This is a genomic window from Geobacillus sp. FSL K6-0789 (genome assembly GCF_038593135.1).
GTDB lineage: Bacteria > Bacillota > Bacilli > Bacillales > Anoxybacillaceae > Geobacillus > Geobacillus stearothermophilus.
The window spans coordinates 2,161,354-2,185,542 of the sequence record NZ_CP151966.1 but is presented as its reverse complement, the minus strand read 5'-3'; the positions used below and the strand labels follow the sequence as shown (position 1 = coordinate 2,185,542).

General features: G+C 50.2%; 26 protein-coding genes, 2 pseudogenes and 1 CRISPR repeat array. Of the genes and pseudogenes, 20 read left to right on the top strand and 8 right to left on the bottom strand.

What is annotated here, in order from left to right; all coding sequences use genetic code 11:
* Nucleotides 1–78: 78 nt before the first annotated feature.
* From motB to pssA, 3 genes are all read right to left on the bottom strand, one after another.
* Entirely contained in the window at nucleotides 79–873 is a 795-nt protein-coding gene (gene motB, locus NSQ51_RS11610; protein ID WP_033014740.1) for a flagellar motor protein MotB, read from the bottom strand.
* Complete coding sequence (gene motA, locus NSQ51_RS11605) at nucleotides 866–1,663, bottom strand: flagellar motor stator protein MotA (RefSeq protein ID WP_033014738.1); 798 nt, start codon at nucleotides 1,661–1,663, stop codon at nucleotides 866–868. Before motA ends, motB begins: the two co-directional genes overlap by 8 nt.
* Before the next feature lie 172 nt (nucleotides 1,664–1,835).
* Nucleotides 1,836–2,375, bottom strand: coding sequence for a CDP-diacylglycerol--serine O-phosphatidyltransferase (gene pssA, locus NSQ51_RS11600; protein ID WP_049624293.1), 540 nt, complete (start codon nucleotides 2,373–2,375; stop codon nucleotides 1,836–1,838).
* Nucleotides 2,376–2,497: 122 nt separating this feature from the next.
* On the opposite strand from pssA, the gene NSQ51_RS11595 reads away from it, so the two are divergent.
* Entirely contained in the window at nucleotides 2,498–3,277 is a 780-nt protein-coding gene (locus NSQ51_RS11595; protein ID WP_033014734.1) for a phosphatidylserine decarboxylase, read from the top strand.
* Nucleotides 3,278–3,324: 47 nt separating this feature from the next.
* Here the strand turns inward: NSQ51_RS11595 and NSQ51_RS11590 are convergent, their stop codons facing one another.
* Nucleotides 3,325–3,465: a sporulation histidine kinase inhibitor Sda gene (locus NSQ51_RS11590; RefSeq protein ID WP_008879941.1), complete on the bottom strand. Its 141-nt coding sequence runs from the start codon at nucleotides 3,463–3,465 to the stop codon at nucleotides 3,325–3,327.
* Nucleotides 3,466–3,806: 341 nt separating this feature from the next.
* On the opposite strand from NSQ51_RS11590, the gene NSQ51_RS11585 reads away from it, so the two are divergent.
* Genes NSQ51_RS11585 through NSQ51_RS11550 form a run of 8 tightly spaced genes read left to right on the top strand, consistent with a single transcriptional unit; the run spans nucleotide 3,807 to nucleotide 8,856 of the window.
* Nucleotides 3,807–4,322, top strand: a complete 516-nt coding sequence (locus tag NSQ51_RS11585) for a YqeG family HAD IIIA-type phosphatase (protein WP_055357964.1) — start codon at nucleotides 3,807–3,809, stop codon at nucleotides 4,320–4,322.
* Between the two features lie 2 nt (nucleotides 4,323–4,324).
* A complete protein-coding gene (gene yqeH / locus NSQ51_RS11580; protein WP_033014730.1) occupies nucleotides 4,325–5,434 on the top strand; it encodes a ribosome biogenesis GTPase YqeH in 1,110 nt (369 codons plus the stop codon).
* A gap of 23 nt (nucleotides 5,435–5,457) precedes the next feature.
* Nucleotides 5,458–6,288, top strand: coding sequence for a shikimate dehydrogenase (gene aroE / locus NSQ51_RS11575; RefSeq protein WP_049624294.1), 831 nt, complete (start codon nucleotides 5,458–5,460; stop codon nucleotides 6,286–6,288).
* Between the two features lie 3 nt (nucleotides 6,289–6,291).
* Entirely contained in the window at nucleotides 6,292–6,585 is a 294-nt protein-coding gene (gene yhbY / locus NSQ51_RS11570) for a ribosome assembly RNA-binding protein YhbY (RefSeq protein ID WP_033014727.1), read from the top strand.
* A 40-nt stretch (nucleotides 6,586–6,625) separates the two neighbouring features.
* Nucleotides 6,626–7,276, top strand: a complete 651-nt coding sequence (locus NSQ51_RS11565) for a nicotinate-nucleotide adenylyltransferase (protein ID WP_033014726.1) — start codon at nucleotides 6,626–6,628, stop codon at nucleotides 7,274–7,276.
* Nucleotides 7,185–7,763, top strand: coding sequence for a bis(5'-nucleosyl)-tetraphosphatase (symmetrical) YqeK (gene yqeK, locus NSQ51_RS11560; protein ID WP_049624295.1), 579 nt, complete (start codon nucleotides 7,185–7,187; stop codon nucleotides 7,761–7,763). The genes NSQ51_RS11565 and yqeK overlap by 92 nt, the downstream gene beginning before the upstream one ends.
* The gene (gene rsfS, locus NSQ51_RS11555) at nucleotides 7,760–8,116 is read left to right on the top strand and encodes a ribosome silencing factor (RefSeq protein WP_033014722.1); all 357 of its coding nucleotides are present in this window, start codon (nucleotides 7,760–7,762) and stop codon (nucleotides 8,114–8,116) included. Before yqeK ends, rsfS begins: the two co-directional genes overlap by 4 nt.
* Nucleotides 8,113–8,856 (top strand): class I SAM-dependent methyltransferase, encoded by a 744-nt coding sequence (locus tag NSQ51_RS11550; RefSeq protein WP_033014721.1) that lies wholly within the window; start codon nucleotides 8,113–8,115, stop codon nucleotides 8,854–8,856. The genes rsfS and NSQ51_RS11550 overlap by 4 nt, the downstream gene beginning before the upstream one ends.
* 226 nt (nucleotides 8,857–9,082) lie before the next feature.
* Here the strand turns inward: NSQ51_RS11550 and NSQ51_RS11545 are convergent.
* Nucleotides 9,083–9,575: pseudogene (locus NSQ51_RS11545) on the bottom strand (winged helix-turn-helix domain-containing protein); the annotation flags it as partial.
* Between the two features lie 115 nt (nucleotides 9,576–9,690).
* A pseudogene (locus NSQ51_RS11540) lies at nucleotides 9,691–9,864 on the bottom strand (helix-turn-helix domain-containing protein); the annotation flags it as partial.
* Between the two features lie 162 nt (nucleotides 9,865–10,026).
* Between NSQ51_RS11540 and NSQ51_RS11535 the strand changes: the two are divergent.
* From NSQ51_RS11535 to NSQ51_RS11500, 8 genes are all read left to right on the top strand, one after another.
* A complete protein-coding gene (locus NSQ51_RS11535) occupies nucleotides 10,027–12,219 on the top strand; it encodes a CRISPR-associated helicase/endonuclease Cas3 (protein WP_047818728.1) in 2,193 nt (730 codons plus the stop codon).
* A 26-nt stretch (nucleotides 12,220–12,245) separates the two neighbouring features.
* The gene (gene cas5c / locus NSQ51_RS11530; protein ID WP_049625192.1) at nucleotides 12,246–12,956 is read left to right on the top strand and encodes a type I-C CRISPR-associated protein Cas5c; all 711 of its coding nucleotides are present in this window, start codon (nucleotides 12,246–12,248) and stop codon (nucleotides 12,954–12,956) included.
* Nucleotides 12,937–14,712, top strand: a complete 1,776-nt coding sequence (gene cas8c / locus NSQ51_RS11525; RefSeq protein WP_063330857.1) for a type I-C CRISPR-associated protein Cas8c/Csd1 — start codon at nucleotides 12,937–12,939, stop codon at nucleotides 14,710–14,712. The genes cas5c and cas8c overlap by 20 nt, the downstream gene beginning before the upstream one ends.
* Entirely contained in the window at nucleotides 14,712–15,824 is a 1,113-nt protein-coding gene (gene cas7c / locus NSQ51_RS11520) for a type I-C CRISPR-associated protein Cas7/Csd2 (protein ID WP_049625190.1), read from the top strand. The genes cas8c and cas7c overlap by 1 nt, the downstream gene beginning before the upstream one ends.
* A 24-nt stretch (nucleotides 15,825–15,848) precedes the next feature.
* On the top strand, nucleotides 15,849–16,463 hold the full coding sequence (cas4, locus tag NSQ51_RS11515; RefSeq protein WP_047818725.1) for a CRISPR-associated protein Cas4: 615 nt from the start codon (nucleotides 15,849–15,851) through the stop codon (nucleotides 16,461–16,463).
* Entirely contained in the window at nucleotides 16,456–17,487 is a 1,032-nt protein-coding gene (cas1c, locus tag NSQ51_RS11510; protein WP_049625189.1) for a type I-C CRISPR-associated endonuclease Cas1c, read from the top strand. Before cas4 ends, cas1c begins: the two co-directional genes overlap by 8 nt.
* A gap of 6 nt (nucleotides 17,488–17,493) precedes the next feature.
* On the top strand, nucleotides 17,494–17,784 hold the full coding sequence (gene cas2, locus NSQ51_RS11505; protein WP_025949257.1) for a CRISPR-associated endonuclease Cas2: 291 nt from the start codon (nucleotides 17,494–17,496) through the stop codon (nucleotides 17,782–17,784).
* Between the two features lie 91 nt (nucleotides 17,785–17,875).
* Nucleotides 17,876–18,004, top strand: coding sequence for a hypothetical protein (locus NSQ51_RS11500; RefSeq protein ID WP_255408620.1), 129 nt, complete (start codon nucleotides 17,876–17,878; stop codon nucleotides 18,002–18,004).
* A 9-nt stretch (nucleotides 18,005–18,013) separates the two neighbouring features.
* Nucleotides 18,014–19,345: direct repeats of the CRISPR family, unit length 37 nt; unit sequence GTTGCACCCGGCTATTAAGCCGGGTGAGGATTGAAAC.
* 50 nt (nucleotides 19,346–19,395) lie between these two features.
* Here NSQ51_RS11500 and comER read toward each other — a convergent pair.
* Complete coding sequence (comER, locus tag NSQ51_RS11495) at nucleotides 19,396–20,214, bottom strand: late competence protein ComER (protein WP_049625188.1); 819 nt, start codon at nucleotides 20,212–20,214, stop codon at nucleotides 19,396–19,398.
* Nucleotides 20,215–20,316: 102 nt separating this feature from the next.
* Here comER and NSQ51_RS11490 point away from each other — a divergent pair, with 102 nt between their 5' ends.
* From NSQ51_RS11490 to NSQ51_RS11480, 3 genes are all read left to right on the top strand, one after another.
* Complete coding sequence (locus NSQ51_RS11490) at nucleotides 20,317–20,940, top strand: helix-hairpin-helix domain-containing protein (RefSeq protein WP_033014716.1); 624 nt, start codon at nucleotides 20,317–20,319, stop codon at nucleotides 20,938–20,940.
* 129 nt (nucleotides 20,941–21,069) lie between these two features.
* Nucleotides 21,070–21,537: a ComE operon protein 2 gene (locus NSQ51_RS11485; RefSeq protein WP_033009609.1), complete on the top strand. Its 468-nt coding sequence runs from the start codon at nucleotides 21,070–21,072 to the stop codon at nucleotides 21,535–21,537.
* Nucleotides 21,534–23,783: a DNA internalization-related competence protein ComEC/Rec2 gene (locus tag NSQ51_RS11480; protein WP_121649970.1), complete on the top strand. Its 2,250-nt coding sequence runs from the start codon at nucleotides 21,534–21,536 to the stop codon at nucleotides 23,781–23,783. Before NSQ51_RS11485 ends, NSQ51_RS11480 begins: the two co-directional genes overlap by 4 nt.
* A gap of 70 nt (nucleotides 23,784–23,853) precedes the next feature.
* Here NSQ51_RS11480 and NSQ51_RS11475 read toward each other — a convergent pair whose 3' ends face one another.
* Nucleotides 23,854–23,988, bottom strand: coding sequence for a YqzM family protein (locus NSQ51_RS11475; protein ID WP_011231993.1), 135 nt, complete (start codon nucleotides 23,986–23,988; stop codon nucleotides 23,854–23,856).
* Nucleotides 23,989–24,189: the final 201 nt, after the last annotated feature.

Below are 24,189 nucleotides of genomic sequence, written 5' to 3'. Positions count from 1 at the left end.
CATTGAAACGGAACAGGGCATGAAACGGGTGGAGAGCCCGGAGAAAAGCAAAAGACCACCGGACAGCAAGGCGGTCTTTTACTGTGCAGGCGCCGGTGAACGGCTTCCGTCGATGCGGGGCAAAATTAAAATCTCGACGCGCCGGTTTTTCATCCGGCCGGCGGCGGTCGTGTTCGTGGCGATCGGCTTGTATTCGCCATATCCTTTGGCGCTGAAGTAGCGAGGGTCGAGTTGCTTGTTCTCAAGCAGAACTTTCATGAAATTGACGGCGCGCATGACGCTCAGCTCCCAATTGGAAGCAAATTTCTCATTATGAATCGGCACGTTGTCCGTATGGCCGCTGATCATGATATTGCGCGGCGGGTTCATGACGAGCAAAGCGGAGATCTCCGCCGCAAGACGCCGGTCTTTCATGCGTACTTCAGCGCTGCCGGAGTCGAATAAAACGTCATCCAAAATGGTGATGGCAAGCCCTTCATCCGTCAACGATGTCTGCAATTTCCCTGTCAAGTGTTTTTGATGAATATAGCTGTCAATTTTCACTTGGATTTGTTTCAGCTCTTCTTTTTCTCCTTCGTTTATAGACGAAGAAGGAGTCTGAGACTGTTGCTGCTGATTTTGCTGCCGCCCTTTTTCGTCTTCCGCAGGCGGTGTGATCGGTTCAACGGGGCTTTGAAAATCAAACACCCCTGTCCCACCGGCAAAGGCGGTGCTGAAGGCGCGGGCGATTTCTTGAAACTTTTTTTTGTCGATCTGGCTGCTGGCAAACAGAACGATAAACAAGGCGAGAAGCAGCGTAAGCAAATCGGCGTACGGAATCAACCAAGATTCGTTTATGTGGTCATCGTGTGAGTGCTTTTTTTTCTTAGCCATTGACCGTTTCCCCTTGCGCTTGCGCCAGCGCCTGATGGCGTTCGCTTTCCGGCAAATAGGACGCAAGTTTTTGTTCGATCATGCGCGGGGCTTGTCCTTCCAAAATGGACAGCACCCCTTCAATCATGATGTAGCGCACGCGCGCCTCTTCCTTCGATTTCCGCCGCAGTTTGTTGGCAAACGGATGCCAAAGCACATAGCCGGTGAAAATGCCGAGCATCGTGGCGACAAAAGCGGCGCTGATCGCTTTGCCGAGCTCAGCGATATTTTCCATGTTCCCGAGCGCAGCGATTAAGCCGATGACAGCGCCCAACACCCCAAGCGTCGGCGCATACGTGCCGGCCTGTGTAAAAATGGCGGCGTTCGCCTCGTGCCGCTCTTCCATGGCGGCAATTTCTTCCGTCATCACATCGCGGATGAACTCTTGCGTCTGCCCGTCGATCGCCATGCTGAGCCCGTTGCGCAAAAACGGATCCTCGATGTCATCCAGCTTCGCTTCGAGCGCCAGCAGCCCTTCGCGGCGGGCGACGTTCGCCCAATCGACGAACAGCGGAATCAGTTGTTCGACCGTCGGCGTCGTTGATTCCGTGAAAATGACTTTGAAAAGTTTTGGCACTTTTTTAATTTCCTGCGTCGGAAAGGCGATCACGACCGCCGCGGCTGTGCCGACGAGAATGATCAAAATGGCGGCTGGATTGATCAATACAGCAGGCGAAACGCCTTTAAAGTACATGCCCAACCCGACGGCGATCACGCCAAGGATGAGGCCGATGACTGATGTTTTATCCAAATTGATCCCCCCGCTTTTTTGTGCAAACGATCCATGCTGTTTTGTTTTATGAAGAAACCATATTTATCATATACTGAATAGAGAAGGTTGAAAAGGGAAAAAGGTGTGACTTTGGACATAAAAAAGCCGCCCAGTCCGTCGGTCAATTGGAAAGGGGCAGCTCCGGCGATCGTCATATTTTTTTCAACTTAAACGTGCCGACCATTAAAAACGATAAAATGAGCGCCAAAAACATAAACGATTGCGGCGGAAAGTACGGAATGGCCAAATAGCCCAACGTCATCAACACTCCGGCAGCCGTGATCGGCAGCCCGGCGAAATAGCCGTTGTTCTCCGTAATGTTGAAACGAGCGAGCCGGAAGGCGCCGCAGGCGATATACAAGATGGTGAACACTGCCCCCGGCGCGCCGAATTCGTAAAACAGCGCTTCGTACATTAACAAGGCGGGCGCGACGCCGAAGGAGACGATGTCGCTCATCGAATCGAGCTGCTTGCCAAGTTCGGATTCAATGTTCATCTTGCGCGCCACAGCGCCGTCAAAGCGATCGACAAACGCTGCTAAAAAAACGAGCAGCACGCTCATATGAAGCTGCCCTTTCAGCGTGGTCAAGACGGAAAAGCCGCCAAGCGACAAGTTCGTCATCGTCAAAATGTTCGCCATGTTTGCTTTCAGCTTTTTTAACGTATAATCTAAATAATCCGATAAGAACAACTTTCCCCACTCCTTTTCCAACAGAAAGCGCCAAAAGAAAATTCTACTACCATTATACTCATTTTGGCGGTAATATGGAAGGTAGTAACGATTGGACGTTTCATAAATTGGAGGGAACGTGCTTGCGAAAATGGCTGTACCGTTTGTTGATTGAGCTGACCAACCACTCGCTTTCTTCAAAGCTGCTCGCTTCGTTTGCCAAATCGCGTCTCAGCGGGCTATTGATATCATCGTATGCAAAAATTTATCATATTAACCAAGACGAAATGGAAAAAAGCCTAAAAAATTATAAGACGTTGCAGCAACTGTTTGTCCGCCGGCTGAAGGCTGGGGTGAGGCCGGTCGATGCGGATGAGCATACGGTCGTCAGCCCGGTCGATGCTGTCATTGAAGACATGGGTGTGATACAAGAAAACTGCGAAATGATCGTCAAGGGAAAGCCGTATTCCATTGCGGAAATGCTCGGTAGCGTGGAAGCGGCGAAGCCGTATGTGAACGGGTTCTTTTTTATTCTGTATTTAAGCCCGAGCCATTATCACCGCATCCACAGCCCAATATCTGGAGTGATCGAAAAGCAGTGGGCGATCGGCCGCAAGTCATATCCGGTCAACCGTCTTGGCTTAAAATATGGGCGTCGGCCGCTCGAGAAAAATTACCGCCTCATCACCGAGGTCACAGCCGGCGGCAAGCGCTTGGCGATTGTGAAAATCGGCGCCATGTTCGTCAACAGCATCGAGTTGACCCATACGGGAGAGCAGCTCGTGAAAGGGGAGGAGATGGCGTATTTTTCGTTCGGTTCAACGGTCGTCTTGCTGTTTGAACGCGGAAGTTTCGCCCCTGACCCACGCATCGTTGCGCCGATGCCGGTGAAAGTCGGCGAACGGCTCGGCTATTGGCGCTAGGCGCCGGGATGAAGGCGGCAAACAAAAAAAGCCCGAAGGCCTCCGTTTCACGACGACAGCTTGATTTTATGGGTCAATGAGCGGCGCTGGATTTCCTTTTCGATCAATTCGATGAATTCCGGGCTTAAGTTGAGTTCTTTCGCCTTGAAGTACGACTCGATCAACAGTTCATCCGATAAATGTTTCATCGGCGAAGCCCTCCTTTTGAATGGAATGAAATGATGGGTTTATACATATAATGGTAGGTTACTTTCAATGTACCACGATTTGCAAAATAGAACAACCGTTCTGTTATCCACAGGGGGGTGGTGGATAATGTGTGGAAAACTTGTTTATAAAGTAGTGTAGGCATGATCATCACTTTGTGAATGTTGTGGATAATAGTTATCCACAAACTAGGAGGGCGCGGAATTTGTCGAAAACTTTCTGTTCTGCATGTCTGCAGCCGGTCGGCTGCCAAACTTTGTTTTGAAATGAACGGCCAAATTCGCTATCATGGGAAAAGCAAAGACAAAGGCAGGTGAGCGATATGCTTCATTATTTTTTGCCAAGCCAATTTGTGAAGCGCGTCATTGACATTCAGCCGGACGAGCTGAAGAAAAAAGGGGTAAAAGGAATTATCACCGATCTGGACAATACGCTCGTTGAATGGGACCGGCCCAGCGCCACGCCGGAGCTGGTCGCCTGGTTTGAGACGGTCAAGCGGGCGGGCATTAAGGTTGTGATCGTATCGAATAATAATAAACGACGCGTGCAGTCGTTTGCCGAACCGCTTGGCATCCCGTTCATCTTTGAAGCGCGCAAACCGCTGACGCGCGCATTTTTGCAGGCACTGGCCATGATGGGGCTGAGCAAAGAGGAAGTCGTCGTCATCGGCGATCAGCTGCTGACCGATGTGCTTGGGGGCAACCGGCTCGGACTGAACACGATTTTAGTCGTCCCGGTCGCCCAGACGGACGGATTATGGACGCGCGTTAACCGGAAAATGGAACGGAAAATTTTAAACGCTATGCGGAAAAAAGGCATGATTTATTGGGAGGAATGATCGTGGAGCCACAACTGCGTTGCATCGGCTGCGGGGCGGCCATTCAGTTCGAAAACCCGAAAAACGCGGGGTATGCGCCAAAAAGCGTGCTCGAAAAAGATGCGGAAGAGGTGATTTGCCAGCGCTGCTTCCGCCTAAAACATTACAACGAGGTGCAAGATGTGCCGCTTGACGATGATGATTTTTTGAGCATGTTGCACCGCATCGGGGAATCGAAGGCGCTTGTCGTCAACATCGTCGATATTTTTGACTTTAACGGAAGCTTTATTCCAGGATTGCCACGGTTTGCGGCTGACAACCCGATTTTGCTTGTCGGCAACAAGGCGGATTTATTGCCGCGGTCGGTCAAATACCCGAAGCTGCTGCGCTGGATGCGCCGCATGGCGGAAGAGCTGGGGCTCTGTCCGGTTGACGTCTGCCTTGTCAGCGCAGCGAAAGGAATTGGCATGGCGAAGGTGATGGAAGCGATCAATCGCTACCGTGAGGGCGGCGATGTCTACGTCGTCGGCTGCACGAATGTCGGCAAGTCGACGTTCATCAATCGCATCATTGAAGAGGCGACCGGCAAAGGGAATGTGATTACCACGTCATATTTCCCGGGGACGACACTCGATATGATCGAAATTCCGCTTGAGAGTGGAGCGACGTTGTATGATACGCCAGGGATCATCAACCATCACCAAATGGCGCACTTTGTCGATGCGCGCGATTTGAAAATCATTACGCCGAAGCGGGAAATCCATCCGCGCGTTTATCAGCTCAACGAAGGGCAGACGCTCTTTTTCGGCGGTTTGGCCCGTCTCGATTACATCAAAGGCGGGCGCCGTTCGTTCGTCTGCTACATGGCCAATGAGTTGACGGTTCATCGGACAAAGTTGGAAAAAGCCGACTCCCTTTATGCCAATCAGCTTGGCGAGTTGCTGTCGCCGCCAAGCAAGCGCTATGCCGCTGAATTTCCGCCGCTTGTGCCGCGCTCGCTGTCGGTGAAAGAGCGGAAGACGGACATCGTCTTTTCCGGACTCGGCTGGGTGACGTGCAACGACCCGGGAGCTCAGCTTGTCGTCCATGCTCCAAAAGGGGTCGACGTATTTATCCGTCAATCGTTGATTTAATGGAAAGCGGGAGGGGGAGAAACGTGGAAAAGGTATACGGGTTGATTGGGTTTCCCGTCGAGCACTCGCTGTCGCCGCTCATGCATAATGATGCATTCGCCTGTTTGGGCATTCCGGCGCGCTATCATTTGTTTTCCGTCGAGCCGGGGCAAGTCGGGGCGGCGCTTGCTGGTGTTCGTGCGCTCGGCATCGCTGGCGTGAACGTGACGATTCCACATAAAATGGCGGTTATTCCGTTTTTGGACGAAGTGGACGAACATGCGCGCCGCATCGGGGCGGTAAATACAATCGTCAATGACAACGGCCGGCTCGTCGGCTATAATACGGACGGACCTGGCTACGTCAAGGCGCTCGAGGAGGAAATGGACGTCAGTCTCGACGGCAAGCGGATTTTGGTGATCGGAGCTGGCGGCGGGGCGCGCGGCATTTACTTTTCGTTGCTGTCGACGGCAGCCAAGCGCATCGATATGACCAACCGGACGGTGGAAAAGGCGGAGCAGCTCGTGCGCGAAGGGGAGGATGGCCGCTCGGCGTATTTTTCACTCGCCGAGGCGGAAACGCGGCTTGACGAATACGATATTATGATCAATACCACTTCTGTCGGCATGCATCCGCGTGTCGAGGCGCAGCCGCTTTCCCTTGAACGGTTGCAGCCGGGGACGATCGTATCGGATATCATTTACAACCCGCTTGAAACGAAGTGGCTGAAGGAAGCGAAAGCACGCGGCGCTCGTGTGCAAAACGGCGTCGGCATGCTCGTGTACCAGGGAGCGCTAGCGTTTGAAAAATGGACCGGCCAATGGCCGGATGTCAACCGGATGAAACAGCTTGTCATCGAAGCGTTAAGGAGGTAACATATGCTGACGGGAAAACAAAAACGGTTTTTGCGGGCGCAAGCTCATCATATCAAGCCGATTTTCCAAGTCGGCAAAGGCGGCGTCACCGAAGAGATGACGAAACAAATTGCCGCCGCGCTGGAGGCGCGCGAACTGTTGAAAGTGAGCGTGTTGCAAAACTGCGAAGAAGACCGCTACACCGTCGCTGAGCAGCTGGCAGCCGGGACGGGGGCTGAACTTGTGCAAGTGATCGGCAATACGATCGTCTTATACAAAGAGTCGAAAGAACACAAACAAATCGTTTTGCCTGACTGACAAGCGGCGCGGCCAAGATGAAACGGCGGGGGGAAGGAAGATGGGAAAAATCGGGATTCTCGGCGGAACGTTCGATCCGCCCCATTACGGCCATTTGATTATGGCGAATGAAGTGCTTGACGCCCTTGAGTTGTCACAAATTTGGTTTCTGCCCAACCGCCTTCCTCCCCATAAGCAGCACGAACAAGTGACGAAAAGCGAGGATCGGCTCCGCATGCTCGAGTTGGCGGTGGCCGGTCATCCATACTTTCATGTTGAGACGATCGAGCTTGAACGGGAGGGGCCTTCCTATACGTACGATACGGTCCAGCAGCTCGTCGCCATGCATCCGGATGATGAGTTTTATTTCATTATCGGGGCGGATATGGTCGAATATTTGCCGAACTGGCACCGCATTGACGAGCTGATTAAGCTTGTGACGTTTGTCGGGGTGAAGCGCCCCGGTTATTCCATGGAAACGCCATACCCGGTCGTCGAGGTGGAGGTGCCGCAGTTTGCCGTCTCTTCGTCGCTTATCCGCCAGCGGGTGCAAAACGGGCAGACGATCCGCTACCTCGTGCCGGAAGGTGTGAGACTTTATATTGAGGAGAAGGGATTATATGGAGCGAGAACAGGCGTTGCTGATTGTGAAACAACAGTTGACGGAGCAGCGCTACGAGCATACGCTTGGCGTTGTCGAAACGGCCGTTAAGCTAGCCAACCAGTATGGCGCCGACGCGAAAAAAGCGGAATTGGCCGCCATTTTCCATGACTATGCGAAATTCCGCCCGGTTGAAGAAATGAAACAAATCATTTTGGCGCACAATATGCCCAACGACTTGCTTGCGTACAACAGTGAATTGTGGCATGCGCCCGTCGGCGCCTATTTGGTGCAGACGGAAGTCGGCATTGACGATCCAGACGTGCTGGATGCCATTCGCTACCATACATCGGGAAGAGCTGAAATGACGCTGCTTGAAAAAATTATTTATTTGGCTGACTATATCGAACCGGGGAGGAAGTTTCCCGGCGTTGAGGAAGTAAGGCGCCTCGCCGAGGAAGATCTCGATCGCGCGCTGTTGCAGGCGGTGAAAAATACGATTGCGTTTTTGCTTGAGAAGCGCCAGCTCATTTATCCAGATACGATTCATGCGTACAATTCACTCGTGCGTGAAGTGAAGGGGGAAGAAAAACAGTGACGGAACAAGAGGCGTTGCAGCTTATCGTTCGCGCCGCGGATGATAAAAAGGCGGAAAACATTGTCGTGCTCAATATGAAAGGCATTTCGCCCGTTGCCGATTATTTTGTCATTTGCCATGGCAATTCGGACAAACAAGTGCAGGCCATCGCCCGCGAAATTCAAGACCAAGCGGAAGAGCACGGCTTAGCGGTGAAGCGGGTTGAAGGATTCCAGGAGGCGAAATGGGTGCTTGTGGACCTCGGCGACATCGTCGCCCACGTGTTTGCGAAAGACGAGCGCGACTATTACAATCTCGAACGGCTTTGGGGGGACGCCCCGATGGAAGACGTCGCGGCTGTGCTGCAGCCATGACCTATGCTCGTTTCGCCGATTGGTACGATGCGCTCATGGCCGAGGCGCCGTATGATGCGTGGCAATCATTTGTCGAGCGGGTTTTCGCCCGATACGCCAAACGGCCGGGACGGCGGGTTGTCGACATCGGCTGTGGGACGGGCGAACTTGCCATCCGCCTCGCCAAGGCCGGATGGCAAGTATCCGGCGTGGATCTCTCTGAACATATGCTCGCCGTCGCCCAGGCGAAAGCGGAGGCAGCCGGTGTCCACGTGCCGTTTTTCGAGCAAAACATGGCGGAGCTGGACGGATTTTCCGGCCTTGATGGCGCCTTCATTTTTTGCGATGCGCTCAACTATTTGACAGATGAAGAGGACGTGAGACGGACGTTCGCCGCCGTCTCCCGCGCGCTCGGTCCTGAAGGGCTGCTGCTGTTTGACGTCCACTCGGTTTACAAAATGGACGTCTTGTTCCGCAATGCCGTCTTCGCCGATCAAGGCGACGATCTTAGCTACATTTGGACGTGCCATCCGCTTGACTGGCCGCACAGCGTCGGGCACGAACTGACGTTTTTCGCCCGCCGCGGCGATCTTTACGAGCGCTATGACGAATGGCACGAACAGCGCACGTTTGAGCGCGCTGTCTATGAACGATGGCTCGATTCCGCTGGCTTTGAGGTGCTCGAGGTGACCGCCGATTTCACCGATGCACCCCCGACCGAGACGGCGGAACGGTGGTTTTTTGTGGCGAGGAGGCGATGAGGGCGAGATCGACAAAAACGAAGGCGCTGTTGCCAGCGAAGCATTGGAGACATGGTTGAACACTGCGCCAAATAGGATGAAAAGAAGGAAAGAGCCGGATGGCTCTTTTTTTTTATGCGCATGTGGAAAAGAAGGGGGTGAATGTATGGCCAAATGTTGCGATCGACGCGATTGACGGCTGGGAAATTGAAAAAGATGTGTGAGTTATATAAGTTGAATTAAAGATTTACAACTGAACACACAAACGATCGATCGTTTGTTCTGGTTTCTGGTTGATTCGCTGAATAAAGGCTTGGACATTCTTTCTAATTTCTTGCACACTCGAATAGAACACGTTGTAAATCACGTCTGATTTCAGCCATTTCCATAGCCCTTCAATCAAGTTCAATTGCGAAGGTGATTTCGACGAATTCTTTTTGTTTCTCTTCATCGGCATTGGCTAGTGTATAGGTCGGTTTCGTATAGCTTAGCCCTAACCGATGCAGAATGTCACTTGTTCCGCGAAGCGTGTATGTTGGCCCCCACTTTTGTTGAATGAGTTCAGTGATTATCGCAAGCGTCCAATTATATTTTGCTTCGAATCCCACATCTACGGGGAGCTGATGTTCAATGATCAAAGCCAGCTCTTTTTCCTGCTCAGGGGTCAATCGACGTGGGGCGCCAGGTGAGTATTTCATCTCCAGTCCATCAAGACCGCGCTGGGCGTAGGCATGAATATATATAAGTGGCAATTTTGTTTTACATGGCATTGTTCGCTCTTCTTGTCACCGTGCCAGCTTGTTAGGTGATAAAGTAAAGACGGGACATGGAGGTCGGAAATTCTTTATTACAACCTATATAGTTATAAATAGTTTTCTTGGATCGACCAATAATCGTTGCGATTTCTCCTTTGGTATATCCCTGCAAATGAAGATAAATCGCTTGGTAGCGTTCATATGCTCGTTTACTTTTTGCTTCTTTCATGGCAGTGGACAACTTTTCGATCTCGTCTTTGTGATTTGGCATCATATTTTCTCTCCGTTCCCCTATTTTCTCTTTTATTTATTCGCCGTGGAACGGGAGAAAACCTTTATTTCAATTTATATAGAAGGATTATGAAGATATTGGTTGAAATAAATAAATATAAGGCAAATGTCCTAAGAGAAAATGTCTGATGGAGTCGAATGAAACATGAATGATGTGTATGCTCATACGCCACGGGCAAATGGACAGGAATGGCATCGGTTGGACGAACATTTGGTAAGCGTAGCGGAAATGGCTCAATCATTCGCCGCTCCTTTTCAAGGGGGAAGAGTGGCTTATTTATGCGGCCTTTTGCATGACTTAGGAAAATTCCATCCTCTTTTTCAACAGTATTTGAAAAAGCAAGCAGATGGAGAAATGGGCCAAAGCGTCCCTCATGCGATTTGGGGAGCGGCGTTGATGTACCAAGTGTATTGGAAAAAAACAGGAAATCGACATGCCTGGCAATGGTTTTCGTTGCCGATCGCCGGCCATCATGTGGGTTTGCATTCGTCTCACTATTTATCATCTACCCTTGGACAGAGCTTAAAAGAACAACATTTGCACTTTCGGGAAGTCTTGAAGCAAGCCGAATCGTTCCTAAAGAAATTCGTATTTCCATGCATGCAAAGTGTGGAAAATATTTCTTCGCTTTCTGAAACCGATAGGGAGATGTGGATTCGCCTGATCTTTTCTGCGCTTGTTGACGCTGATTATTTAGATACAGAGCGCCACTTCCAGCCGGAGCTTTCTCCGCTCCGAACGCCTGTGGCTTCGATAACGGATTTATGGAATCAATTTACCGCCGATCAGGAACAATTAACAAGCCGCACGGATGATACAGCGGTGAATCGGATGAGAAGGGAAGTGTATGAGGAATGCGTCCGCTCCGCCTCCAGACCGCAGGGAGTATATCGGTTGACCGTGCCGACCGGAGGGGGGAAGACGAGAAGCAGTTTAGCTTTTGCATTGAAACATGCGGTGGAACATGGACTTGACCGCGTTATTGTCGCCATTCCGTATACAAGCATTATTGAGCAGACGGCGGATGTATACCGCGGCATTTTCGGGAACGATGCGGTGTTGGAGCACCACAGCCAAATTGAGGTGGATGATGAGAAGGAAGAAGCGGATGAAAGGCTCATCCAACAACGCCTCGCTGCGGAAAATTGGGATGCTCCCCTCATTGTCACGACAACCGTGCAGCTGTTTGACAGCCTGTTCAGCAATCGTCCAAGCAAGGTGCGCAAACTGCATAACTTGTCGCGCAGCGTCGTAATTCTCGATGAGGTTCAAACGCTCCCGACAGAACTGCTAAAGCCGACATTAGATGCATTGGCCATGTTGGTGCGTCATTGTCAGACAACCGTTGTCTTATCGAGCGCCACTCAGCCGTTTTTTGAGGAAAGCCGATTTTTGGATGTATTTTCCGAAATAGAGGTCAAAGAAATGTTGCCGTTGCCGACCGTGAATCGTCATTTTCAACAAATGCAGCGGGTGGACTATGAAATATGGAAATCACCCGTTTCATTGCCACAACTTGTCCGTTTCATTCGAGAACAAAAGCAATTATTGGTTGTCTTTAACACGAGAAAAGAGGCGAAAGAGTGCGTCGAGCTCCTTCAAGAAGATGATGGGGTATTCCATCTTTCCACCCTTCTTTGCAGCGCGCATCGTCGCCGAATTTTAGAGGAAGTTCGTGAACGTCTAAAGAAAAATCAACCTGTCCGCCTCATCAGTACACAAGTGGTGGAAGCAGGGGTTGATTTAGATTTTCCGATTGTCATGCGGCAAATGGGGCCCCTCGACCGGATTGTCCAAGCGGCAGGACGCTGCAATCGCGAAGGAAAAATGGATAAAGGAAACGTGATTATTTTTGAAACAGAAGACATGCCAAGCCCAAGAGGATCGTATCGAACAGCGACGGAAACAGCACGGTTCTTATTGGCGCAACGCCATCCTGATGATTTGCACGATCCCAATATATTTCGGGAATATTTCCGTCGTTTATTCGCCTCGGTGGATGTGGATTCGAAAAACATCCAAAAAGATCGGGAAATGCTTGATTATCCATTAGTTGCCGAAAAGTATCGCCTTATTGATCAGGATACGGTTTCCGTCATCGTTCCATATGAGGAGGCGTCGGAATACTTGCGAATGTGGGAATCTTCTCCGTCCCGCTATTCGTTTCGCCGTTTGCAGCCATATATGGTTCAGTTGTATCGTTTTGAGGCGGAAAAGAAAGAAAAGGACGGATGGCTGCGGGAAGTGGCGGACAATGTCTATGAATGGCTTGGTGACTATGATGAACGGATCGGAATTAAAGAAGAAGTTTACGATCCACTCAGTTTGATTGGATAGAAATGGCGATGGAAAGGAGACATGAAATGCAACGTCAAGCGAAAGTGCAGGTGAAAGTGTGGGGAGAATATGCCTGTTTTACAAGACCGGAATTTAAAGTCGAGCGCATCAGTTATCCGGTGATGACGCCGAGCGCAGCGCGGGGGATATTGGAAGCGATTTTTTGGAAACCGGAATTTCGTTATGAAATTCGCCAAATCGGGATTTTGAGTTTAGGGGGTCAGCAGGCGATTTTGCGTAACGAACTTAAAAACAAACAAGGTAAAAAACCAATTTTGATTGAAAACGATCGTGCTCAACGAACAAGCTTGATTTTAAAAAACGTTGCTTATTGGGTTGTTGCGGATATCGTTTTAACAGGACGAGCAGTGGATCCAGTCGCCAAATATCGTGACCAGTTTAACCGCAGGATTGAAAGGGGGCAGTATTATCATACGCCATATTTAGGAACAAGGGAATTTGCTGCCAATTTTTCACCTATAAACGAAAAGGATGTCGTGCAGCCTATTGATATGGATATCGGTACAATGTTGTTCGATCTCGCTTTTATCGAAGACAAATCCAGAAAAGAAATGGAGTTTCTCCGTCATGATGAAACAGGAACGCGAACGGTGGCTGGATTCGCAAAGCCCATCTTTTTTGAGGCAAAAGTAGAAAACGGCTGGATGCATATTCCGAAAGAAAGATATCAACAGTTATATGTATTGGAGGGCCAAGATGCTTTACGAGTTGATTGAGTTGGCGGATCAGTTGCAGAGGAAAAAGAAAATGCCTCCTCTTTGCTATGAAAAAAAACTGATTAATTGGATTATCGATTTAAGCGGAGCGACCCCTTATTTAAAAGGCCCATTTGAAAAAGGGGAGTATCGCATGATTGAAGCTCCTATTAGACAGAGATCGGGACAATTGTCCGAGAATAATGTGAAACCATATTTATTAGTGGACGATGCGCGATATGTGTTGGGAGTTCCAGAAAATAACGAACCAAAAAAGATTCGTGAAGCACAGCTTGCGCATCAGGAATATGTGAGACTCATAGAAGAGGCCTATGATCATACAAATATGGCAGAGTTAAAAAGAGTTCTTGACTTTCTTCAAAGCTCTTTGAAAGAGCAGTTTTTTTCATCGATCAGGCCAAGAGATATTGTTACATTTCAAGTAAATGAAGAATCGCTGATTTGCGAGCATCCGAAAATCCAGCAGTTTTGGGTTCAACATTTAGAACAAGAGCTGGCGTCTAACGATAAAAACAATTGTGCGATTTGCAGAAACTACGCTCCTTATGTGCGCATTTTTCCAAGTGTGATTTCATTATTTGGCCAACGGTGCATACTGACAAGCTTTAAGGAAAAAGCCTTTAAATCGATGGGGAAAGACCAGACGAATAATGCGCCTATATGTTTTCAGTGCGCAACGTTGACTGTAGACGTTTTTAATTACTTGTTACGGGAAGATAAACATCATGCAGAGTTATATAGAGACAAAAAAAAGAGAGACGATTTGCAAGCTCAAATGGCTGTATATTGGATCAATGATTCCATGAATGAAGGGGAACGAGGAGAAATTCAAATCGACGAGAGTGTGCTCGCTTCTATACTTGAATCAGGATCCTTTGAAGACGGGACAAACAACTTAACACCTCCCCCTGAGCTAAAGCAGCTCGAGGAACTGCTGGCTCTTCCGAAAACGGGGCGCGAGCAGGCATTGCATTTAGACAAGACGTTTTTTCATATGGCTGTTCTTTCGGCCAATAAAGCGAGATTAGTCATTCGTGAATGGATTCACACGTCGATTTCTCAATTGCTGATGCATTTGGAGAGGTATGTGGCCGCTGTGCGCATCGTTCAACCGACTGGGGAAAAAGGCTATTTATTGCCGTTGGGAGTCTTGATTCGCGCTGTCGACATGTCTCCAGGGTTGGTGCGGCAATGTTTGCGCATGATTTATCAAGGGGCTTTGCCGCCCGCTGAATTGCTGCCGTTAGCGCTTCAACGTTTCCGCTCTTTGAAAGTATTGAGTGATCCGAAGGAAACGTGGAGATATCATTCATCAGCCAGTTTGATAAAACTCGTTCTCACATATGGAAAGGAGGAAGCAAATACAATGCAATCGTTAAACAACCATTGCTTGCAGCCGGCTTATATTTGTGGACGATTATTGGCCGTATTGGAAGAAATTCAACGGCGCGCTTCAGGATACCGAATTGGAAGCACAATCGTTGATCGATTTTATGGCGCGGCTTCTACAGCTCCAGCATCGACATTCGGTTCATTGCTGAGGCTTTCGACAACCGCTCATCTGCCGAAAGTATCTGTTGAGCTTGGCCGTTTGCTCGAAGAAGTGATGAAACAGTTGGATGAAGCTGGCGGTTTTCCAACGATTTTCAATTTGAGAGAACAAGCAGAGTTCGCGCTCGGTTTTTATCATCAACGTGCTGAATTCCGCAGTCGCCATCAAGCCAATCAGACAAAAGAAACGGGGGAAAGCCAGTGATGGAGCGCTATATTGATCCGACAAAACGTCACGAATTTGTGTTGCTTTTTGATGTCAAAGATGGGAATCCAAATGGGGATCCAGATGCGGGCAACATGCCGCGTGTCGATCCGGAAACGATGCACGGCATTGTGACCGACGTCGCTATCAAGCGGAAAATTCGCGATTACGTCGCGATGGTATTAGGCAAACCGATTTTTATTCAAAGCCAAACAGCTTTAAACACCATCATTTTTCAAGCATATCAAGACGTCGGAGTGAAACTGGCGACGATTGAGCTGAATGAAGAAGAAAAAGAAAATGGGGAATTGATGAATTGGCTTTCACAGCTTGAGGAACAAGGATTGGTGCTCGAAGACAATCGGGTGATCTATACTGGCGAGGACGTCAAGGATAAGGATATTCGGGAAAAATTAACGGAAGGATTAGAAGAAGCCGGTCTTAAAAAACAGCTGGAAAAGTCATTGCGAAATATGGCGAAACGTTTGGCACAGGCGGCAAATAATATGAAAATTGATGACCAAACACGCCAAAATGCGCAAAAGGCTTTATGCCAAAAGTACTATGATGTCCGCATGTTCGGGGCTGTGATGTCAACAGGGTTGAATGCTGGTCAAGTGCGCGGGCCGATGCAGCTGACATTTTCTCGCTCAATTGATCCGGTATTTCCATGGGATTTGACCATCACACGCTCCGCGATCACCAAAGAATCGGATCGCCGCAGAAAACAAACGGAAATGGGAAGAAAACCGTTAATTCCATACGGGTTGTATCGATTGCATGGATTCTACAATCCATTTTTAGGAGAAAAAACAGGGGTTACGGCGGAAGATTTAGCTGATTTTTGGGATGCGCTCGTTCATTTATTTGCATTTGACCATTCTGCGGCTAGAGGAGAAATGAATGTCAGAGCACTGTATATTTTTAGCCATGAAAATGCGAAAGGATCAGCCCCAGCTCATAAACTGTTTGACTTGGTGAAAGTCGAGCGCCGCCAACAGGAAGCGCCAAGGTCATTCCATGACTATGTTTTGCTCGGACCGGCAGATGAGGGGCAAAAAGACGTTTTTCTTGAAGGGTTTTCTGGAGTCACCGTGACGCGCCTCGTATAAAACGTTGGCGAAAGGGTTGGTTTTATGCAGTGGAGTGAAGATGAGTGGATTATGTTATCGGCTTTGCAACATTATGTGTACTGCCCGCGTCAATGTGCATTGATTCATCTCGAACAGACTTTTGAGGAGAATGTTTTTACACTGAGAGGGAATCGGGTGCATGAACGGGTAGACAGACCCGAAGGAGAACAGTTGGGAGACAGAAGAGTAGAGCGTGCTTTGCCAATCTGGTCGGAACGTTTGGGGATTATAGGAAAAGCAGATTGTGTAGAATTTCTTCCTGATGGAACGCCATATCCAGTGGAATACAAAGCCGGAAAACGAAAAACGAAAGAGGCGGATATGGTGCAGTTGGCGGCTCAAGCTCTCTGCCTAGAAGAAATGTTCGATCGACCGGTGGCAAAGGGGGCCTTATACTATTATCAGTCAAGAAGACGGTTGGAAGTGGACGTGACCAAGCCTTTGCGGCGACTTGTGGAAGAAACGATACAAAATGTAAGAGAAATGTTGGGAAAAGACCGATTGCCGCCGCCCGTCAATGATGCACGATGCCGTGATTGCTCGTTGCAGGACGTTTGCATGCCACAGGTTCCTGCGAACGTAGCCGCATGGATAAGCGAGGAGAACGATCATGATTAAAGTATTGTTGAATACGTTATACGTTCAAACGCAACAGTCGTATATACGGCTTGATCATGAAACCATTGTCGTTGAGGTGGAAGGGGCAAAGACATTGCAAGTCCCTATCCACCATATTGGCGCCATTGTCATGTTTGGACATGTTTCGATCAGCCCGTATTTGCTTGGCAAATGTGTCAACCAAGGCATTTCTGTCATTTGGTATGATGCATATGGCCGTTTTTTGGCCCGAGCCACTGGAAGAACAAATGGAAATGTATTGCTTCGAAGAGCACAACATCAACTATTGGAAAATGAGAAAAAGATGCTCCATATTGCTTCGCGTTTTGTATCCGGTAAAATTCGCAACAGCAAAAGCGTGCTGCAACGGGCGATGCGTGATTATCCAGAGCAGCGAGCAAGGTTGGAGCAATCTGTAAAGCAACTAGACCAAAGTTTACGCAATATTGGAAAGCAATCGACATTGGATGAACTGCGGGGAGTCGAGGGATACGCCTCATCCGTCTACTTTGAAGCGTTCGCATCGCTCATACGGTCAGATGAGGACGGATTTTTTGCCTTTACCGTACGGTCTCGGAGGCCTCCCCGCGATCCGGTCAATGCTTGTTTATCATTTGCTTACAGCATTTTAACACAAGACTGTATCTCGGCATTGGAGGGAGTGGGGCTTGATCCGCAAATCGGTTATTTGCATGCGTTGCGGCCTGGGAAGCCATCATTAGGTTTGGATCTTGTTGAAGAATTTCGGCCTTACTTGGCTGATCGATTTGTTCTGACATTAATCAACCGGAGGCAACTGGATAAAAGCCATTTTGACATGCGCCCAGGCGGAGCTGTATTTTTGAATGAAAAGGGGAGAAAAACCTTTTTGGCTGCTTATCAAAAACGGAAACAAGAAGAAATCCAGCACCCGATTATCAATCAAAAAGTTCCACTAGGGTTGTTGCCTCACGTACATGCTCGATTATTAGCTCGACATTTACGGGGAGATATTGAGGAGTACACTCCATTTATCATGAGGTGATCATGATTGGATATTTTAGTGACATATGATGTAGAAACATTAGAACCAAGCGGTCAAAAACGGTTGCGAAAAGTGGCGACCATTTGCCAAAATTTTGGTCAGCGGGTGCAAAAATCAGTGTTCGAATGCAGCGTTAGTCAAGCGCAGCTAGAAGAAATGGAGCATCAATTGTTGCGCGTCATTGACTTGGAAAAAGATAGTTTGCGGATATATACATTGTACGGCAGCCGGTCAAAGGCGGTTCGTGTCTATGGAAAAGATTATTACGTTGATTATAATGATCCCATCATTTTGTAATGACAAAGATGACAAAATGCCGATGATATGTGCGGCAAGAAGAGAATGATGCGCGAACATAAAGCGATGCTGAAAAAGAAGGGGGATCGCGATGGGCGGAAAAGCTGGTTATAAAGCCGAAGAGGGAAAATGGATCTGTGATCATTATGACTTTGCCCCAAACAGAATGCGTAAGTTCGCGTTTTTATATCTTGAAATGCGCTCAACACAAGATATCTAAACGCGGGCGGTTGCACCCGGCTATTAAGCCGGGTGAGGATTGAAACTCGACTGTTGCGACTATTGCCTTGCCCGCGCTCGTGTTGCACCCGGCTATTAAGCCGGGTGAGGATTGAAACGCTTCCAGAGGAAAAAAGAAAACTTGTGCAGCTCGTTGCACCCGGCTATTAAGCCGGGTGAGGATTGAAACCCTTTCGCTGTTTTGCTTTGAATTTCGATAATGCGGTTGCACCCGGCTATTAAGCCGGGTGAGGATTGAAACGAGAATGGCCGAAAATAAAAAGGAGCGGGCTTAAGTTGCACCCGGCTATTAAGCCGGGTGAGGATTGAAACTGAACTAATGTTTTGACAACATCGATCACTGTAGTGTTGCACCCGGCTATTAAGCCGGGTGAGGATTGAAACACACAGCACGAGCTTGAAGCGGCATATATGAAAAGTTGCACCCGGCTATTAAGCCGGGTGAGGATTGAAACCATAAGGATCTCTCCTCCAATACTCCCCGACTCCGTTGCACCCGGCTATTAAGCCGGGTGAGGATTGAAACTCGATCCGGCTGTAATATTGCGCGTCTGCGGATGTGTTGCACCCGGCTATTAAGCCGGGTGAGGATTGAAACTTTGAAACAACCTTAAACGCCATCAAAACTACATTTGTTGCACCCGGCTATTAAGCCGGGTGAGGATTGAAACTCATACACCTGCGTGCAGAACTCACCCTAATTCCGTTGCACCCGGCTATTAAGCCGGGTGAGGATTGAAACAAGGCAGGTGACAGCATGAACACCATTCAGGATCAAGTTGCACCCGGCTATTAAGCCGGGTGAGGATTGAAACTATTACCCTCGCAAGAAAAACGCCACAGAAGCCAAGTTGCACCCGGCTATTAAGCCGGGTGAGGATTGAAACAGAACACCAAGTGGCTTCCCGGCCAGGTCGTACAGCGTTGCACCCGGCTATTAAGCCGGGTGAGGATTGAAACCTATAATCGACAATACAATGCCAATGGATGCAACGGTTGCACCCGGCTATTAAGCCGGGTGAGGATTGAAACTCTGGTATTGGTCTGTTCAAATTGAGCGCTTCGTCGTTGCACCCGGCTATTAAGCCGGGTGAGGATTGAAACCGCATGCTGATCTGGAAAGGATGTGGGGTCATGGTTTGTTGCACCCGGCTATTAAGCCGGGTGAGGATTGAAACCCGCTCGCTTGCCGAGCTGTCCGAACCGTTGGCCGTTGCACCCGGCTATTAAGCCGGGTGAGGATTGAAACACAAGGAAATTTGCGCTATTATCGACGACGTGTCCGTTGCACCCGGCTATTAAGCCGGGTGAGGATTGAAACAAATTTGGTCAGGCCAAGCAGGAATTTGCCGCTTGCTGTCGAATTCATGTTCACGAAAATTGTTGCTTCACCTTTTCCACATCTTCTTGAAACTTCTCATGTGTTTTCGCCAGCACTTCTTCGAAGACGCCGTCGAGCCGCTGTTCGAGGACGGCGATTCCTTCCCCGGTGATTCCGCCTTTGACGCACACTTTTTCCTGCAGCGTCGGGAGCGTGTACAAGTTTTGCTTCATCAATTCCGCGAAGCCGATGATCATGTCGGTCACCAGCATCGTCGCCTGTTCTTTCGTGATGGCGGTTTTGGCCGCTGCGGCGTCGATGAAGCGTTGCAGCAAATAGCTGAAAAACGCCGGACCGCAGCTGGAGATGTCGGAAGCGACGCGGGTGATGGCCTCATCGATATACACCGGCGAGGCGATGCGCCGGAGAAGATCATCGATCGTTTGCCAGCAGTCGGCCGAACAGCGTGATCCGATTGTGATGAGTATGCTGCCGGAGAGCGCGCGGTTTGTGATGCTCGGAATGGCGCGCACGACTTGGCAAGGGACGGCTGTTTCAAGCTGTTTTACGCTGATCGGGCTTGTGATCGACACAAGGCAATGCTCCTTTGTCCAGTGCGGGGCCAGCTGCTGCAACAATGGGTGGATGTCGAGCGGTTTGACGCATAAAAAAACGAGACTGGATTGTTTGACGACTTCAGCCGCATCGGCAACCACTGCCATGCCGGGATGCGCGCGTTGTATCGCGAACGCTTTCGCAAGCGTACGGTTCGTGATGACGAGCTGATCCGCTTTCACAGCACCGGAGTCGAGGAACGCTTCGATTAAGATGGTGCCCATATTCCCCGTACCGATGACACCGATGTTCATGTGTTGTCCCCCCTCCCGGTTTTGGTTCACCGGAAATCTCTTTTTTGATATGTATGAGAAAAAGGCTCGGTTTATGACTTGAGATGGAAAGGATGGGATCGTATGTGGGAGCATGTGCAGGAGCTTGGCAAACGGTATGGAAAAGTCGGGATGTTCTTGTTGTTTGCCGCGGCGGCGGGGTTATGGGTGTTTCATCATCCGACGGATGAAAAGGGGCAAGTCGTTTTGCCGGCGGCGGCTGAAACGGATGCCGCCCGGACGGAAGAAAAAAAGAACGAGGCGTCAAAAACCGCTGTGGTGGATGTGAAAGGGGCGGTCGCGAACCCCGGAGTGTATGAGGTGGCGGCGGACGCTCGCGTTCGCGATGCCATCGCCCTAGCTGGCGGATTGACGGATGAGGCGGATGAAACGAAAGTCAATTTGGCAGCAAAAGTGCATGATGAAATGATGATTTACGTGCCGAAAAAAGGCGAGGATGCACCGGCGTCAAATGCCGTCAGCAAGTCTCCAAGCGATGGGGATCGAAACGGGATGCAAGTGGCCATCAATACGGCGACGGAAGAGGAGTTGATGCAGCTTCCCGGCATCGGACCGGCGAAGGCAAACGCGATCATCGCCTATCGTGAAGAACACGGGCCGTTTCGGCGGGTGGAGGATTTGTTGAATGTGACTGGAATTGGTGAAAAAACGCTGGAGAAATTGAAGCCGTATTTGCTTGTTCCGTAAGCGAGGCGGGGGAGGGCAATGCTTCTTAATTTATGGCGGATCAAGGCTGCTGTGGACGTTTTTCGGCGTTGACGGGGGCAAGAGGCAGTGGGTAGACTAAAAGCATGGACACGAGCGGAGGGATGGAAAATGGAACGCATCACATGGGATCAATACTTTATGGCGCAAAGCCATTTGCTTGCGCTGCGCAGCACGTGCACGAGGCTCGCCGTCGGAGCAACGATCGTGCGCGATAAGCGCATCATCGCCGGCGGGTACAACGGGTCGATCGCCGGCGGCGCCCATTGCATTGATGAGGGGTGCTACGTCATTGACGGTCATTGTGTGCGGACGATTCACGCCGAAATGAACGCGATTTTGCAATGCGCCAAGTTCGGCGTCCCGACCGAGGGGGCGGAGATGTATGTCACTCATTTTCCGTGCTTGCATTGCTGCAAGGCGATCATTCAAAGCGGCATCCGCGCGGTCTATTACGCCCAAGACTACAAAAACCACCCGTACGCCTTGGAGCTGTTTGCTCAAGCCGGCGTCCGTCTCGTGCAAGTGCCGCTGAAAATGGATGTGTTCGCCTTGCTTTCCGGCGGCGGGGAATCATGAAAGGACAAGCCGTCTATCCCGCTGCGGCGGCGCTTTTGGCCGTCGCGGCGGCCTCGCCGTCCCCAACCGCCTGTCTTCTCCTCGTTGTGTATCTCCTTCTTCTTTTCATCCGCCGGCCGCACTGTTTCCTTCCTTCTCTCGTTGCCGCTCTTTCCTTTTTTGCCTATTTTCTCATCGTTGACTATCATAACAACACTTCCCTTTCCGGCGGCCGACATTCGCTTTCCGTTCGTTTTTCCGCCGCGCCGGCAATTGACGGTGATCGATTGCAGGCGGCGGTGCAAGCTGGCAAGGAGCGGGTGCAGCTCCGTTACATCATTCGGACGGCTGCGGAAAAAGAGACGCTGCAAGCGCACCTGGTGCCTGGAACGGTATGCCGCGTCACCGGAACGCTTGAGCGCCCGATGCCAGCTGGTAATCCGTATGCGTTTGATTACCGCCTTTATTTGCGCCGCCACCGCATTCATTGGCTCTTTCTCCCTGAGGCGATCGATCTCTCTGCTTGCATGCGCGTCCGTCCCACTATCATCGAACGTCTTGAAGCCATTCGCGAGGCTGGCGTCCGCCGCATTGAAGCCCGGTTTCCGCCGGAAGCGGCTGGCATCGCCGCTGCACTGATTTATGGGGAGCAGCGCACCCTTGATGAGTCGGTCCTTGAAGGGTATCAGCAGCTCGGTCTCATCCATCTGCTAGCCATTTCAGGAGGGCATGTCACGCTGCTGATTGGCGCTGGTTTTGCCGGTGCGATTCGCTTCGTGACGAGGGAAGCCGTGCTGGCAGGGCTGTTGGCGTTTTTGCCTGTGTACGCCGTTCTTGCTGGCGCTTCGCCGTCGGTGCTGCGCGCTTGTGCGACTGGGATGATGGTGTTGGCCGTTCAGCGGAAAAAAGGAAGGATCCATCCGCTGGATGCGTTGAGTTGGACAACGCTTGCCTTGCTCGTCTTTGATCCCTATATGGTTTGGGATGTCGGTTTTCAGCTGTCGTTTCTTGTCACATTTGCTCTTCTTGCCCATGTGTCGGTGCTCGCCTCTGCTCGTTCGATGCTCCAAAACTTGCTTCAGACCGCGCTCGCCGCTCAGCTTGCCGCACTGCCGATTTTGCTTTACCATTTTTATGAAATTTCTGTTTGGAGCATAGGGCTGAATGTCTTCTTCGTCCCTTGGTATTCATTTGTCATTTTGCCACTCGCGTTTCTATCTGCAGTTTTTCCCTTTTCTCCGTTCATTTGGCTGTTTAGCCGTCTCATTGAGCTGACAGACGCGGTTGTCTATTTTTTCGCGGCCGATCACCCGTTTATGCTTGTGCTCGGCCGTCCGGGGCCGTGGTGCTTAGCTGGCTATCTGACGGCCATCACGGCGGCGTTTTTGGATTGGGAACGCGGCCGCCTGATCCGCGGATTGACAGCGGTGGCGGCGGCGACGGCGCTTCAGCTGGCCGCCCCATACGTGGATCCGCACGGGGAAGTGACGGTATTGGATGTTGGGCAGGGGGACTGTATTTATATTGAGCTTCCTTATCGAAAAGCAGTTTATCTCATTGACACGGGCGGGGCGGCAGAATGGGGAAAGGAATCGTGGCGCAGGCGGGCTCACCCGTTTTCCGTCGGTCGCGATGTCGTCGTCCCGTTTTTAAAAGCGCAAGGGGTGCGAACGATCGATAAGCTCATATTGACGCACGATGATGCCGACCATATCGGGTCCGCTCCTGAGGTGTTCGAAGCGGTCAAGGTGAAGGAAATGGTCACAAGCCCGGGGGCGCTGCCGCGCGTCCAAAAGATGGCGCGCCCGTTTTCCGGGCCGGTCCGCACCGCTGTGCGGGGAGAAAGATGGACAGAGGGAGGCGTGCAGTTCATTGTGCTCCACCCAGAAAAAGGCAACAACGAGGACAACAACGGTTCGCTTGTGTTGCTCGCCCGTCTCGGCGGCTTGATATGGCTGTTTGCTGGGGACATCGAAGAAGAGGCGGAACAGGCGCTCATCGATGCTTATCCGACGTTGCGTGCCGATGTATTGAAAGTCGCCCACCACGGCAGCAAAACGTCGACAACAGAGCCGTTTTTGCGGACAATCAAGCCGCGAGCGGCCATCATTTCCGTCGGGCGCTACAATCGCTACGGGCATCCGTCCTCCGAGGTGCTTATGCGGCTTAGGCAACAGCGGGCGATCGTTTGGCGGACGGATGAAAACGGAGCTATTCGCTATGTGTATGGCGAAAACGGTGGAACCTTTCAGGTGATGAAACCATAAGATGTAGTGCACAAAAAAGCGGAACGTTTCAGCCAAAACAAAAAATAAGGATTGCTTATGTAAGCAATCCTTATCGACCGAAAAATTCGATCAACGTTGCGATGATGAACATGGTAGCGAAAAAGCCGAACGACACGATGAATCCGACGGCGGAATCGACGGCGTCATTTCGTTGGCTTTGCACTTCTTTTTCAAATACGTTCATCGTTTTCCCCCTCCTCGTTCAATCATTTTTAGTATAGACGAAAACGTGTGAAAAATCTACCGCTGCTCGCTTCTTTTCCTTCCTTGACAACAGTTGACACAAATACTTTCAAACAGCCGGGAAAACATAAAAATAACCCGCTGGCCAATAAGGTCCTAGGACTTATAGGCTGGCGTTTATATAAAGGGGAACCGGTTTTTT

Bases quoted from the DNA above. Each gene is read 5' to 3' on its own strand.
- motB (WP_033014740.1), bottom strand. From the start codon at position 873: ATGGCTAAGAAAAAAAAGCACTCACACGATGACCACATAAACGAATCT.
- NSQ51_RS11590 (WP_008879941.1), bottom strand. From the start codon at position 3,465: ATGAAACATTTATCGGATGAACTGTTGATCGAGTCGTACTTCAAGGCG.
- NSQ51_RS11585 (WP_055357964.1), top strand. From the start codon at position 3,807: ATGCTTCATTATTTTTTGCCAAGCCAATTTGTGAAGCGCGTCATTGAC.
- yhbY (WP_033014727.1), top strand. From the start codon at position 6,292: ATGCTGACGGGAAAACAAAAACGGTTTTTGCGGGCGCAAGCTCATCAT.
- NSQ51_RS11565 (WP_033014726.1), top strand. From the start codon at position 6,626: ATGGGAAAAATCGGGATTCTCGGCGGAACGTTCGATCCGCCCCATTAC.
- yqeK (WP_049624295.1), top strand. From the start codon at position 7,185: ATGGAGCGAGAACAGGCGTTGCTGATTGTGAAACAACAGTTGACGGAG.
- NSQ51_RS11550 (WP_033014721.1), top strand. From the start codon at position 8,113: ATGACCTATGCTCGTTTCGCCGATTGGTACGATGCGCTCATGGCCGAG.
- NSQ51_RS11535 (WP_047818728.1), top strand. From the start codon at position 10,027: ATGAATGATGTGTATGCTCATACGCCACGGGCAAATGGACAGGAATGG.
- cas5c (WP_049625192.1), top strand. From the start codon at position 12,246: ATGCAACGTCAAGCGAAAGTGCAGGTGAAAGTGTGGGGAGAATATGCC.
- cas8c (WP_063330857.1), top strand. From the start codon at position 12,937: ATGCTTTACGAGTTGATTGAGTTGGCGGATCAGTTGCAGAGGAAAAAG.
- cas7c (WP_049625190.1), top strand. From the start codon at position 14,712: ATGGAGCGCTATATTGATCCGACAAAACGTCACGAATTTGTGTTGCTT.
- cas4 (WP_047818725.1), top strand. From the start codon at position 15,849: ATGCAGTGGAGTGAAGATGAGTGGATTATGTTATCGGCTTTGCAACAT.
- cas1c (WP_049625189.1), top strand. From the start codon at position 16,456: ATGATTAAAGTATTGTTGAATACGTTATACGTTCAAACGCAACAGTCG.
- NSQ51_RS11500 (WP_255408620.1), top strand. From the start codon at position 17,876: ATGGGCGGAAAAGCTGGTTATAAAGCCGAAGAGGGAAAATGGATCTGT.
- comER (WP_049625188.1), bottom strand. From the start codon at position 20,214: ATGAACATCGGTGTCATCGGTACGGGGAATATGGGCACCATCTTAATC.
- NSQ51_RS11490 (WP_033014716.1), top strand. From the start codon at position 20,317: ATGTGGGAGCATGTGCAGGAGCTTGGCAAACGGTATGGAAAAGTCGGG.
- NSQ51_RS11485 (WP_033009609.1), top strand. From the start codon at position 21,070: ATGGAACGCATCACATGGGATCAATACTTTATGGCGCAAAGCCATTTG.
- NSQ51_RS11480 (WP_121649970.1), top strand. From the start codon at position 21,534: ATGAAAGGACAAGCCGTCTATCCCGCTGCGGCGGCGCTTTTGGCCGTC.
- NSQ51_RS11475 (WP_011231993.1), bottom strand. From the start codon at position 23,988: ATGAACGTATTTGAAAAAGAAGTGCAAAGCCAACGAAATGACGCCGTC.